Here is a 12,309-nt window from a genome sequence, read left to right as displayed (position 1 = left end):
TCTTCAGAACATGCCTTGTTTTGTCAGCACCACTTTTCACTGTCTGAAATCAGAGATTTCAACGCAAGAAGCGATGCAGGATACTTCCACCTGAACCCGACACTCTAGTCGCCGATTTTGCGTTCCTGGACGCCGAGGGCGTCGGCAAGCCGTGTCTTGGCGGAGCCGGGACGCAGCGGTTTCTGCTGGCTTTCATGCGGTGCCCATCCCGACAGGGTCACCAGCGAAAACGTCGCCCGGATCCGTCCGTCCGCATCGGCGTGGTTTTCGGCATAAAGCTGGGCCGCGCGCAAGAGAACCTGACGAGACAGGGGAAGCCTGCTGCGGTCTTTCAGGACGGAGGTTGCGCCCATGGCTCTGAGATCTGCCAGAAGAGCGAACATGCTGTCGTAGCGTACAGTCAGATTGTCCAGGTCGGTTACCGGCAGGGCAAAACCCGCCCTCTGCAGCAGGCTGCCCAGATCACGCGTGTCGGCAAACGGAAGAACCCTCGCGGCTGCGCCGCCTTTGATTTCCAGTTCCGCCCGCGTGAGGCTGTCTCGCAGCTCGCTCAAGGTGCCGGCGCCCGGCAGGGTGGCCAGAAACAGGCCATCCGGTTTGAGGGCACGGCGGATCTGCACGAGCGTGCCGGGCAGATCGTTGACGAATTGCAGGTTGAGCGCCGAGACCATCAGATCCACGGTCTGGTCGCCAAAGGGGATCAGCGCATCATCGAAGATGAGATCAGGCGCGGGCAGGCCGGGGTCGGCGGCAAAGAGATCGGCTCGCAGAACAAGGTCAGCCTTGCCGGATTGCCGGATTGCGTCGCCTACGTGCGCACGATGGCCGCCTAGATCAACTGCAACCGGGAACCGTCGGTTGACCAGCAACAGGCGGTCCTGAAGATCTTCGCTGACAGCTTTCAAAAGAAAATCCGCACCCGGTTTGGCAGCCTTCAGCGCCCGCAGACGGCAGGCGCGAAAGAAAGGGCGGTCGAAGAGATCTGGTTGTGCGGTCACGGCAATCCCGGCTGTGGACTAACTCTCGCGGTCACATATGGTATCCGTTCGCCAAGGTCAAAGGTGCAAGGTCGCACCGGCTGTCTGATAAGCCGTCTTCCGGTGCCATCAGGACAGTTGTTGCCTGTTTGGGCTGGCATCGATTGCGGTTTCGGTGCCAAGGTGGCTGCTGGATGGAAGGTGCATTTTCTGCAGGCGTTTTTCGGGAGTGGTTTTGCGAAGTCTTGCGATGAACATAGCCGGGTTTCCGGAAATCGCGGCGCGGTTCGCGCTCGATTTTGTGCTGCCGCAACGCTGTTTCAGTTGCGATGCGCGTGTGTCCGAGCAGACCGGACTGTGCGCCGAGTGCTGGTCTCAGGTGCCTTTTCTGGAACGGCCCTGGTGTCAGCGGCTCGGCATTCCGTTCGCCTATGATGTTGGTGAAGGTGCATGGAGCCCGCAGGCGATTGCTGCGCCGCCGGTGTTCAACAGGCTGCGGGCGGTTGCCTTTTATGATGGTCCGGCCCGGCAGATGGTTCATGCGCTGAAGTTTTCCGGGCGGCGTGAGCTGGCCCGGCCGATGGCGCGCTGGATGGCGCGTTCCGGCAGCGAGCTTCTCGGCAAGGACAGCCTGCTGGTGCCAGTGCCGCTGCACTGGTTGCGGTTGCTGTCCCGTCGCTTCAACCAGGCGGCGGATCTGGCGAGGGAAGTTGCCCGCGAATGCGGCGGGCAATTCGAGCCGCAGCTGCTCAGGCGGCAAAAGAGAACTCGCCGGCAGGTTGGCCTGTCGGCCAAGGACCGCCACAGGAATGTCAGGTCCGCCTTTACTGTCGACGGCTCTCGGGCTGATCTGGTTCAGGGGCGTCACGTTGTGTTGATCGATGATGTGCTGACGACCGGATCCACTGTGTCCGCCTGCTGCAAATGCCTGCTGTCTGCGGGCGCAGCGTCTGTCGATGTGCTCACGTTTGCGCAGGTTGACCCTGCCTTGCGGGCAGGCAACAAGACCTGATCTTGTTACGCTTCCTCTTGAGTTTTTTTCACGCACCCGCATATAACGCCCGGCAATTGGTGTGCGGCGGTGCGGAAAAGCGTGCTGCTGCCAAGAACAAGGAAGAGATCTGATGGCTGAAGTGGTGATCTATACGCGCCAGCTCTGCGGCTTCTGCACGGCGGCGAAGCGGCTGCTGGACAAGAAGGGCGTAGCCTACACGGAACACGATGCCACGTTCGATCCGGGTCTGCGCAAGGAAATGGTGCAGAAAGCCAACGGACATTCCACGTTTCCGCAGGTCTTCGTCGGCAAGACCCACGTGGGCGGTTGCGATGATCTTCACGATCTGGAACGTGCGGGCAAACTGGACGCCCTGCTTGCGTCCTGATTTACTGACTGCATAATTTTACCTACCAGGACGGAGACAGTGGTGGGATGACTTCATTCACGGCAGCATGCATTCAGTTGCGCACCGGCAAGACAGTTTCGGACAACGCGGATGTCGCGGAAAGCCTGATCCGGGCAGCGGCGAAGGATGGCGCGCAGTTTGTGCAAACGCCTGAGATGTCCAACGTTCTGGTGCGCAGTCGTCAGGAATTGCAGGAGCGGATCTCGGATGCCGAAGACGATCGGTTCCTGAAGAGAGCGCGTGCGCTTGCCGCCGACCTGGGGATCTATCTGCATCTGGGATCGCTGGCCGTTCTTGCGGGCAATGGCAAGATCGCCAACCGCGCGTTTCTGATCGAGCCGAATGGCAATATCCTGGCGACCTATGACAAGATCCACATGTTCGATGTGGATTTGCCCAATGGCGAGAGCTGGCGCGAGTCGGCAACCTATGAGCCGGGAACGCAGTCGGTGATCGCCGATCTGCCGTTTGCGAAGGTCGGGATGGCTGTTTGCTACGACATCCGGTTTCCGGCGATTTTCCGTACCCAGGCCCGCGAGGGGGCACAGGTTCTGACGGGGCCGGCGGCCTTTACCCGGCAGACGGGCGAAGCGCATTGGCACGTGTTGCAACGGGCCCGGGCAATCGAAAACGGCGCGTTCGTGATTTCTGCAGCCCAGGGCGGTACCCATGAAGACGGCAGGGAGACCTTCGGCCACAGCCTGATCGTCGATCCGTGGGGATCGGTGATCGCAGAACTTGATCACGACGAGCCGGGCTACGTGCTCGCGGACATCGACACGGACGCTGTCGCCAAGGCCCGCCAGCGCATTCCCGCCATTGCGAACGAGCGCGGGTTTTCCTGCACGCTGAGAGAACCCGCCGGGGAGATGCCCGCGTGATCAGATACACGCTCGTCTGTGAGGCGTCGCATAGCTTTGAAGGCTGGTTTCGCAATTCCGAGGATTTCGAGGGGCAGTGCGCCCGCAGGCTCGTAACCTGTCCGGCCTGTGGCAGCGCCGAGGTTCGCAAGGCCCTGATGGCACCAGCGGTTGCGACCTCCAGAAAGAAGGCCAACCGGCCGCCGGAGCAACCTCCTGCGGCAGAGACGCCGTCCGCCTCGGCAACGGGCTCCGATCCGGTGCCAGTGTCCGATTCCGGTGCGCCTGCTCAATCGGCTGCGCTGATTCCCAACGATTTGCGGCAGAGTGAAGTTGTGGAGGCGCTCCGCCTGATTCGGAGCCACATTCTGGAGACGTCTGAAAACGTTGGTTCCGGGTTTGCGGACGAGGCGCGCAAGATCCACTATGGTGAAGCGGAAAAGCGCAGCATATACGGACAAACAACGCCTGCAGACGCACAAGAGTTGATGGAAGAAGGAATCGCAGTGGTGCCACTGCCAACTCTTCCGGAAGACAAGAACTGAGCCGGAAGTACCGGCTCGTTGAACCGCCAGACTTGCCGAACAGGGTGCGGGGCGGCAAAAAGAAGTTTCTATCCCGGAACCGGTTTCGCTGTTCGGGAGACCGATCGGGGGCAATAAGATGGAAATGCAAAGTGCTGCGAAGGGCGGAAAGATATCCTGCAGCAATTGTCCTTTGCGTTCGAACAGTCACTTCCGGGAATTCACTCCGGAAGAGCTGGCGTTCATCAGCCGGTTCAAGACGGGCGAACTGACCATCAATCAGGGGTCTACCTTGTTGATGGAGGGCGCGCGGTCCGCACACCTTTACACGATCCTGTCCGGATGGGCTTTCCGCTCCAAGGCGCTGGAAGACGGACGGCGCCAGATCCTGAACTATGCACTGCCGGGAGATCTGATTGGTTTGCAGGGGTCGCTGCTCGGTGAAATGCAACACACGGTCGAAGCGCTGACACCGTTGAGGGTCTGTGTCTTCGACCGGAACCGGCTGGGGGAGATCTGGGAGCGGTTTGGCTCGCTTGCCTTCGACGTCACCTGGATGGCGGCGCGGGAGGAACGTATCCTGGACGAGCATCTTCTGAGTATCGGACGGCGCTCGGCCTCGGAACGCGCCGCCTATCTACTGGCCTTTCTGCAGCAGCGCATAGACAAGCTCCAGAACCTGACCAAAGTGGACAGGGTGCTTCCGCTCACGCAGGCCCATGTGGCCGACACGCTCGGCCTGTCGCTGGTTCACACGAACAAGACACTGCGCAAGCTCGCGCAAGGCGGGTTGATCCGCTGGCTGGGCAGCCGTTGTGAAGTGCTGGACATTGAGGGCCTGTGTAAAGTTGCTGGCTGGGGCGATACTACGCCGGTCAGCCGGCCGTTTCTGTGATGTATGCGATATTAGAAGATTTTCGAATGCAACATTACGATTACTTCAGTCTTGCGTAGCAAATATTGCTGATCTGGTAGAGGAAGTCGGATATTTATTATTCTATCAGGTAATGTTAATATTCGTTAATGTGTTGCTTTTTATGAAAATCTTTTGCTATTAGGGGAACTCAAATAGACTTCAGGCGTTGACTTTCCGAAGAGCAAAATAGAAATCATACCTGATCTGTGCCGAGGCCCCAGTATGTCGTTGTCCTTGCTGAATAATTCCGAGAGTATAAAGGTTATCGTGGCCGAGGACGAGCCTCTTATCGCCTGGATGCTGGAAGATGCCCTATCGGGAATGGGTCTTGAGGTGGTCGGGCCGTTTGCGACTGTCGCAGAGGCAAGCACATGTGCCATGAGCGAGGAGCCTCAGCTTGCCGTTCTGGACGTCGATCTCGCTGACGGGGTGGTCTATCCGCTTGCGGATGCGCTGTACAAGAAGAACGTCCCGATCATATTTCACACGGCGAATACGGATCGTGTCGATCTGAAGGGGCGCTATGACGGGTCCTGCGTGGTATTGAAGCCCTCGAACGTGACCAAGCTTCAGAGTGTCGTTGAAGACGCCTGCAGCCGCCTCACCTCCTAGGCGCCGGTTCCCGGGTCAGGTTCCATGCAACTCCTCCAAGCTCTACGAGAGGCCACAGGGCCTCTGCACCGCCGTCTTGACAATGCGGTCTCCGCGCAGCCGATCGAAACGCTCTCGGGTTACGCAAGGTTTTTGTCGATGCACGCCGAGATCTTGCCTGCGGTCGAAGACTGGCTGCTGCGGTCTCGCGACTTTGCAACCCTGCCCGAGTTCCGGGACCGGTTGCGCACGGATGCGTTGCGGCGCGACCTGAGTGCCTTGAAGCTGCCCATGCCCAAGATGCGAGATATGTCTTTTTTAAATGACGAGTCCTCCGTAGTAGGTATTTGTTACGTGCTTGAGGGCTCCCGGCTGGGTGCCGCCTATCTGTGCTCCTTGCTTGGCAAATCGGACGCGACCCTACCAACGGCGTTTCTGCGTCACGGTAGCGGGCGCAGCCATTGGAAGACCTTTTTGGGGTGGTTGACGGAGCAGGATCGCTCAGGGTTAGCGACCGGCCGGGCCGTCTTCTCTGCAAGACAGGTGTTCGATAGCTATCTCAAGGCGCTGCTCGAACAGGACAACAACAGGAAGCGAGTGTTTGGAACAAGTTGATCTCACAAACTGTGACCGAGAGCCGATTCATCTGCTTGGTAAGGTCCAGTCCTTCGGTTTCCTGATCGCGACGACACCGGACTGGATTATTTCTCACGTTTCCAGAAATGTTGCACAGTATGTGCCCGTTACGCCAGAGGACCTGCTCGGCAAGCGGGCGCTTGACTTCATCCCGGCCGAGAGCATTCACGCGATCCGAAATCGCCTGCAGTTCATCCATCCGCGCCGCGGTGTGGAGGTTGTCTACAATTTGAATCTGGAGGGAACGGATCGTCTTTTTGACGTTTCGATTCACGCGCTCGAATCCAACATCGTGATGGAGTTCGAGCCTGCCGGTGCCCGCGAGAGCGAGAGCAACGATACTGCCAATGTGCGCAACGCCATCGACAGGATGGCCGACCTTCCGAAGGTCGAGGCGATCTATTCCCAGGCTGTGCGCTTCATCAAGATGGTGACCGGGTTCGACCGTGTCATGCTGTACAAGTTTGCGACAGATGGCAGCGGCGAAGTCGTTGCGGAAGCAAAGAAATACGGTATGGAGCCGTTTCTCAATCTGCGCTATCCGGCAACGGATATTCCCAAGCAGGCCCGCGCACTCTACCTGGAAAACCCGATACGGCTGATCGCGGACGTAGCCGACGACGGATACCCTGTAATCGAGCATCGTAAGTCGGAAGCCGGTGTGCCGATAGACCTCTCCGGCAGCCGTTTGCGTTCAGTTTCTCCGATCCATCTGGAATATCTGCGCAACATGGGTGTGGGTGCGTCCATGTCGATCTCCGTGATCGTCAACGGTGAACTGTGGGGGCTTATTGCCTGCCATCACAACACCGCTCTTGTGCCGAGCATGCGCTACCGGAACTGCGCGCTCCTGTTCGGGCAGATGCTCTCACTTGTCTTGCAGAGCCGGCTGGCAGCGGAAGAGAAATCGAAGGACGCGCGCGTCGCCGAACTGACCACGGAAATCTCACGGGCCTTGTCCTCACAGGTGTCTTCGCCGGAGGTCCTGCGGTCTTCTGCGGATGCTTTCAGGGAAATACTGCAGGCTGACGGTTTCTGCGTCGTCCAGGAAGATGTTATTCAGCACTCCGGATCTACCCCCGAAGACGATGCCGTGCGCGCCGTGTGCGATGCTCTGAACGCCTTTCCGGGGAACGAGGTTTTCGCGACCAACAGCCTTGCGTCGATCATCGAAGGATGGGATGGCGGGGGTGCGTCGATCGCCGGTGTGCTGGCGATCCCGATTTCCCGCTCGCCCCGTGACTACATCCTGTTTTTCCGCGAGGAAGTCTTGCAGAAGGTCAATTGGGCGGGCAACCCGGAAAAGCCGGTGACCGTGGGGCCGAACGGTTCGCGCCTGACGCCTCGCAAGAGTTTCGAGGCCTGGCAGCAGACGGTTCATGGACAGAGCGAAGACTGGAATTCCTCCGACATGCGGGTGGCGTCGCAACTGCGGATCATGCTGCTTGAAGTCGTGCTGCGGATGGCCGACGAAGCCGGGCGACAACGGAAGGCTGCCAATGAAAAGCAGGAACTGCTGATCGCGGAACTCAACCACCGGGTTCGCAATATTCTCGGTCTTGTTCGCGGCCTGATTTCGCAGACGAATTCGGGCATCGATTCGACGGCGGACTTCGTCAGGAAACTCGACAGCCGGGTTCAGTCGCTGGCGCGTGCGCATGACCAGATCACGCGGCACAACTGGTCGCCGGCCTCTTTCCTGGAACTGATCGACACGGAAGCGGAAAGCTATCTGCTGGACAAGAAGGACCGGGTGATCGTGACCGGTCCGCAAGTCCTGCTCACGCCGCCGGCCTTTTCCGCCATGGCGCTCGTCATGCACGAGATGATCACCAATTCCGCGAAGTACGGAGCATTATCGGATCAACACGGCAGTGTCGAAATCGATCTGGAGATCGATGACGCCGGGGCCTTGCTGGTGTCCTGGAAAGATGTGGACGGACCGCCGGTGAAGGTGCCGGAGCGCCGCGGCTTCGGCTCCACCATCATCGAACGCACGGTGCCCTTCGAACTGAAGGGCGAGGCGGAGATTCAGTATCCAGTTGAAGGTGTGACCGCGTTCTTCAAACTGCCGTCGACCCATGTAATCCCGGGCCGTGCAGGCGTTGCCATGGCCACAAAGAAAAGCGCGAAAACCATTCAGCAGATCGACGTTCCCCAATCGATACTCGTCGTTGAGGACAACCTGATCATCGCCATGGACGCAGAGGATATCTTCCAGTCTCTCGGCGCCGATGAGGTCAGCGTTGTGGCAACCGTCGAAGCTGCGATCATGGAAATCGAAAACCGGACGTCTCCGTTCCAGTTCGCGCTTCTGGATGTCAATCTCGGGTCGGACACGAGCTATGAAATCGCCCGTCGTCTCATGGAGATTAACGTACCGTTCGCCTTTGCCTCCGGTTACGGAGAAGACCTTGACGCGCCGGAGGAGCTCGCGAACGCCTTGAGGATCAGCAAACCTTACGACAAGGACGTGCTGGCGTCCCTGTTCTCTCAGGTGCTTGAAGCTTGAGGACTTAACCTACCTTGGGCGGCGCCGTTGACCGATTGTAAAAGCGGTGCAACGGCGTCTGCCGGGTTCGGCAGTGTATTCAACCAGGGCTTCCACCAAGACCGGCGGTGGCAGAAGCCTCGCCGCCGGACGAAGGCCGCAGGCGCGCGCGGGGCTGACGCGGATGCTCCGTCTGTGTCAGGACTTCGCTTTGGACGTCCTTGGGGAGGTTTTCGGCTTTGCTGCTGCCGCCGCAGCCGCCTTCACCTCGGTCAGGCTTTCTTCCGCTGCCCGGCTCATTTCGTTGACGCTTTCCATCGCGGTCTCGTTCAGTTCCTCGACAGTGGCTGCGCCTTCGGAAAAGCTGTTGCGGAACAGCGTCGCCTGCTTTTCGAAATGGGTTTGGTATTCGCTCGCCATTCTGGAGTAGAATTCCTGCAGCTTCGCCATCGTTTCTTCCGGCGCGGCGCATTGGCTCAGGGATTTGGCGCATTCGAAATCTTCGTGCAGCCGGTGGCTGACGAAATTCATGTGATCGTCAAACGCCTTTTCGGCATGGGACCACATGGTCTGGCCCATTTTCTGGAAACTTTCGATTGCCTTGGCTTCGATCCGGTCTTCCCGTTCGGCGAACGCCCAATTGGAAAAGGTGGGCATGGGCCACTCGGTCGGTACCGGCCATTCTGGCAATTTCGGCCATTCGGCCATCATGGCGCTGAAGTCGAAGGCACCGGTATTGCTTTTCGTCGGCATGATAGATCCTCCGGTTGTTCGTCTGATATCCTGCGGCTGGCCACGACGGTTTTCGCCGGCTTGCCGTCCCCCGACCTGCAAACGGTTTAGCAACACGCGCAGGGCCCCGCCTCAAAGGTGACGTAACTGTAGCTTGGCATCAAGGCCAAGCTTTGACACGGATCAAATCTCTTGCCGATTCTTTGGTCGAATACGGCGTGTTCAGGCGTCTCAAGGCTTCATGGACGATTGAGAAAATCGCGCAGGACCGCCGTCACTTTTTCAGGAGCTTCCAGCGTGGACAGGTGGCCGCAGCCTTCGATCACGGCCAGTTCGCTTTGGGGAATGTGGCTGTGGATCTCCTCAGAGATGTCTACTGGTGTCAGACGGTCGCCATCACCGACGAGAACCAGCGTCGGACAGGCGATCTCGCCAAGGCGGGGCCGAGCGTCGATGCGCTGGATCAGGGCGGTCTGCTGGCGGATGAACGCTTCGGGCCCGGTCTCTTTTGCCATGTCGACGACGATTGCCTTCAAATCCTCGTCTTCCTCACGCTTTTCGTGAACGAAGCCGGGGTAAAGCAGATGCGGAACCTTGGAAAAGCCCTTCTTGCGGGTCAGGTCGATCAGGAATTGCCGGCGTTCGGACTGTTCGGGCGTGTCCGGCCGGGCGTTGGTGTCCAGGAGGGCAAGCTTGCCGACCCGCTCGGGCGCTTCGCGCATGATTTCCATGGCGATGTAACCGCCCATCGACAGCGAGATCACGGAAAACCGCTGGGGTGCCTTTTCCAGGATACTGGCGGCAATGGCATCGATGCTGTCGTGTTCGCGGTGGTTCGCCACCATGATCGGCCGGTCGGCAAAGGCAACGATCTGCGGAGCATAGAGGGCCTCCGTGCACAGGAGGCCCGGAATGAACAGGATCGGGTCGCTCATCAGTTCTCTTTCGCCCGTTCCGCCAGCAGCATGTAGTTCACGTCCATATCCCGCGATTTGGCCCAGGTGTCGGTCAGCGGATTGTAGGTGACGCCGCAGCGGTCGATCATGCTCAATCCGGCGGCCTGGAGCGAACCTTCGATTTCCGAAGGGCGGACCAGCTTTTCATAGGTGTGCGTACCCTGCGGCAGCCAGCGCAGAACATACTCGGCGCCGACGATGGCAAGTGCGTAGGCTTTCAGCGTGCGGTTGATAGTCGCAACGAACATCAGACCGCCTGGACGGACCATTTGCGCGTTGGCTTCCAGAAATAGCGGCACGTCGGCCACGTGCTCGACCACCTCCATGCTGAACACCACGTCAAAGGTCTCGCCCGCCGCCGCCAGGGCTTCCGCCGTCTCTGCCCGGTAGTCGATCTCAAGGCCGGAGGACTTCATGTGCAGGCGGGCGATCTTGATGTTGGTTTCGGAAGGATCCGCTCCAACCACTTCAGCGCCAAGCCTTGCCATCGGTTCGCTCAGGAGGCCGCCGCCGCAGCCGATATCGAGGAAGCGCAACCCGGTGAAAGCGTCGGATGCCTTCGGGTCGCGGCCGAAATGCCGGCTGACATGATCCTTGATGTACTCCAGCCGCACCGGGCTGAACTTGTGCAGGGGTTTGAATTTGCCCGTCGGGTCCCACCACTCCTCTGCCATGGCGGAAAAGCGCGCGACTTCCTCGCTGTCGATCGTGCTTTTGGTTTCCTGAGCCCTGCCAGTCATCGGACGGTCCTTTCAAGAGCTTGAAGCGGCATTGCGCTTCGCCTGGTCATTCAACGGTTCGAAGTCGTTCCAAGGTCTGGGACTATTTGTCAAGAGACCCAGTTGCAGCAATGGAACACAGACTGTATGCATGTGCGCCGATCCCAGAGGCGCAACAGGCGCTTCCAGACACGACTATGAAGAATACGAGTGGTATGGCCCGACTGGTTTTAAAATTTGGCGGAACTTCGGTTGCCGATCTCGATCGCATCCGCAACGTCGCCCGCCATGTCAAACGGGAAGTGGACGCCGGCCATCAGGTCGCGGTGGTAGTTTCGGCCATGGCCGGGCAGACCAACAAGCTGGTGGAGTTTTGCCGTGAGGCATCCCCGCTCCACGATGCCCGCGAGTATGATGCCGTGGTTGCTTCCGGCGAGCAGGTGACGTCCGGCCTTCTGGCCATCGTGCTGCAGGACATGGGTGTGAACGCCCGGTCCTGGCAGGGTTGGCAGGTGCCGATCAAGACCGACGAGAACCATGGCGCGGCCCGTATCCGCGACATCGACGGCAGCTTCCTGAGCGAGCGTCTCGAGCAGGGCCAGGTGGCCGTGCTTGCCGGTTTCCAGGGTGTGGCGCCGGACAACCGGATCGCGACCCTGGGCCGCGGTGGTTCCGACACCAGTGCCGTGGCCATTGCCGCTGCCATCAAGGCCGACCGGTGTGATATCTATACCGACGTCGATGGCGTCTACACCACCGACCCGCGCATCGTGCCCAAGGCGCAACGTCTTGACCGGGTGTCCTTCGAGGAAATGCTCGAAATGGCTTCGCTTGGTGCCAAGGTGCTTCAGGTGCGCTCGGTGGAAATGGCCATGGTTCATGGCGTCAGAACTTTCGTGCGCTCCAGCTTTGACGATCCGGATGCGCCCCAGGTCGGCGAGAACGGCCTTCCGATTGGAACTCTCATTTGCGACGAGGAAGAACTCGTGGAACAGCAGGTTGTCACCGGCATTGCCTATGCCAAGGACGAAGCCCAGATCTCTCTCCGTGACGTTGCCGACAAGCCGGGTGTCGCTGAATCCGTATTCGGCCCGCTGGCGGATGCCAACATCAACGTCGACATGATCGTCCAGAACATTTCGCCCGATGGCAAGACCACCGACATCACGTTCACGGTTCCCGAAGGCGACTTTGAACGGGCCAACCAGGTGCTCGAAAACAATCGGGGTGCCATCGGTTTCCAGAACCTTGAAGGTGCGCGAGACGTCGTGAAAGTCTCCGTCATCGGTATCGGCATGCGCTCGCACGCAGGTATCGCGGCACAGTGTTTCCGGGGCCTTGCATCCAAGGGAATCAACATCCGCGCCATCACCACATCCGAGATCAAAATCTCTGTGCTTATTGATTCAGCATATGCGGAACTTGCGGTGCGGACTCTGCATTCGCTATACGGGTTGGACGGATAGTTCATCCGAAAGGCAGGCCCCGGCGAGCATGGGGCCTG

General features: G+C 59.3%; 13 protein-coding genes. 9 read left to right on the top strand and 4 right to left on the bottom strand.

The window, feature by feature from the left end; genetic code table 11:
• Positions 1–104: 104 nt before the first annotated feature.
• Positions 105–1,004, bottom strand: a complete 900-nt coding sequence (locus tag AC2A6O_RS08000; protein WP_498927065.1) for a methyltransferase domain-containing protein — start codon at positions 1,002–1,004, stop codon at positions 105–107.
• 223 nt (positions 1,005–1,227) lie between these two features.
• Between AC2A6O_RS08000 and AC2A6O_RS07995 the strand changes: the two genes are divergently transcribed.
• From AC2A6O_RS07995 to AC2A6O_RS07960, 8 genes are all read left to right on the top strand, one after another.
• Positions 1,228–1,989: a ComF family protein gene (locus tag AC2A6O_RS07995; protein WP_148583496.1), complete on the top strand. Its 762-nt coding sequence runs from the start codon at positions 1,228–1,230 to the stop codon at positions 1,987–1,989.
• Between the two features lie 112 nt (positions 1,990–2,101).
• Positions 2,102–2,359 carry a glutaredoxin 3 gene (grxC, locus tag AC2A6O_RS07990; protein WP_006932400.1) on the top strand — a complete coding sequence of 86 codons (258 nt, stop codon included), beginning with the start codon at positions 2,102–2,104 and terminating at the stop codon, positions 2,357–2,359.
• Between the two features lie 47 nt (positions 2,360–2,406).
• Positions 2,407–3,261, top strand: a complete 855-nt coding sequence (locus AC2A6O_RS07985) for a carbon-nitrogen hydrolase family protein (protein WP_148583495.1) — start codon at positions 2,407–2,409, stop codon at positions 3,259–3,261.
• The gene (locus AC2A6O_RS07980) at positions 3,258–3,785 is read left to right on the top strand and encodes a DUF1178 family protein (protein ID WP_498926390.1); all 528 of its coding nucleotides are present in this window, start codon (positions 3,258–3,260) and stop codon (positions 3,783–3,785) included. The genes AC2A6O_RS07985 and AC2A6O_RS07980 overlap by 4 nt, the downstream gene beginning before the upstream one ends.
• A 118-nt stretch (positions 3,786–3,903) precedes the next feature.
• Positions 3,904–4,659, top strand: coding sequence for a Crp/Fnr family transcriptional regulator (locus AC2A6O_RS07975; RefSeq protein ID WP_148583493.1), 756 nt, complete (start codon positions 3,904–3,906; stop codon positions 4,657–4,659).
• Positions 4,660–4,902: 243 nt separating this feature from the next.
• Complete coding sequence (locus AC2A6O_RS07970) at positions 4,903–5,292, top strand: response regulator (protein ID WP_498926389.1); 390 nt, start codon at positions 4,903–4,905, stop codon at positions 5,290–5,292.
• A 24-nt stretch (positions 5,293–5,316) separates the two neighbouring features.
• Positions 5,317–5,886 carry a biliverdin-producing heme oxygenase gene (locus tag AC2A6O_RS07965; protein WP_498926388.1) on the top strand — a complete coding sequence of 190 codons (570 nt, stop codon included), beginning with the start codon at positions 5,317–5,319 and terminating at the stop codon, positions 5,884–5,886.
• Positions 5,873–8,419, top strand: a complete 2,547-nt coding sequence (locus tag AC2A6O_RS07960; protein WP_498926387.1) for an HWE histidine kinase domain-containing protein — start codon at positions 5,873–5,875, stop codon at positions 8,417–8,419. Before AC2A6O_RS07965 ends, AC2A6O_RS07960 begins: the two co-directional genes overlap by 14 nt.
• A 177-nt stretch (positions 8,420–8,596) precedes the next feature.
• Here the strand turns inward: AC2A6O_RS07960 and AC2A6O_RS07955 are convergent, their stop codons facing one another.
• The 3 genes from AC2A6O_RS07955 to ubiG form a co-directional block, all read right to left on the bottom strand.
• Positions 8,597–9,151 carry a phasin family protein gene (locus AC2A6O_RS07955; protein ID WP_498926386.1) on the bottom strand — a complete coding sequence of 185 codons (555 nt, stop codon included), beginning with the start codon at positions 9,149–9,151 and terminating at the stop codon, positions 8,597–8,599.
• Positions 9,152–9,369: 218 nt separating this feature from the next.
• Positions 9,370–10,065 (bottom strand): alpha/beta fold hydrolase, encoded by a 696-nt coding sequence (locus tag AC2A6O_RS07950; RefSeq protein ID WP_498926385.1) that lies wholly within the window; start codon positions 10,063–10,065, stop codon positions 9,370–9,372.
• Positions 10,065–10,826, bottom strand: coding sequence for a bifunctional 2-polyprenyl-6-hydroxyphenol methylase/3-demethylubiquinol 3-O-methyltransferase UbiG (ubiG, locus tag AC2A6O_RS07945; protein WP_498926384.1), 762 nt, complete (start codon positions 10,824–10,826; stop codon positions 10,065–10,067). The genes AC2A6O_RS07950 and ubiG overlap by 1 nt, the downstream gene beginning before the upstream one ends.
• Before the next feature lie 194 nt (positions 10,827–11,020).
• On the opposite strand from ubiG, the gene AC2A6O_RS07940 reads away from it, so the two are divergent.
• Positions 11,021–12,271, top strand: a complete 1,251-nt coding sequence (locus AC2A6O_RS07940) for an aspartate kinase (protein ID WP_498927063.1) — start codon at positions 11,021–11,023, stop codon at positions 12,269–12,271.
• The last annotated feature ends 38 nt before the right edge of the window (positions 12,272–12,309 follow it).

The sequence above is a fragment of the Labrenzia sp. ATLA3 genome, from assembly GCF_057180185.1.
The sequence above is the reverse complement of the archived record's forward strand: the minus strand, read 5'-3'. Positions and strand labels throughout refer to the sequence as shown.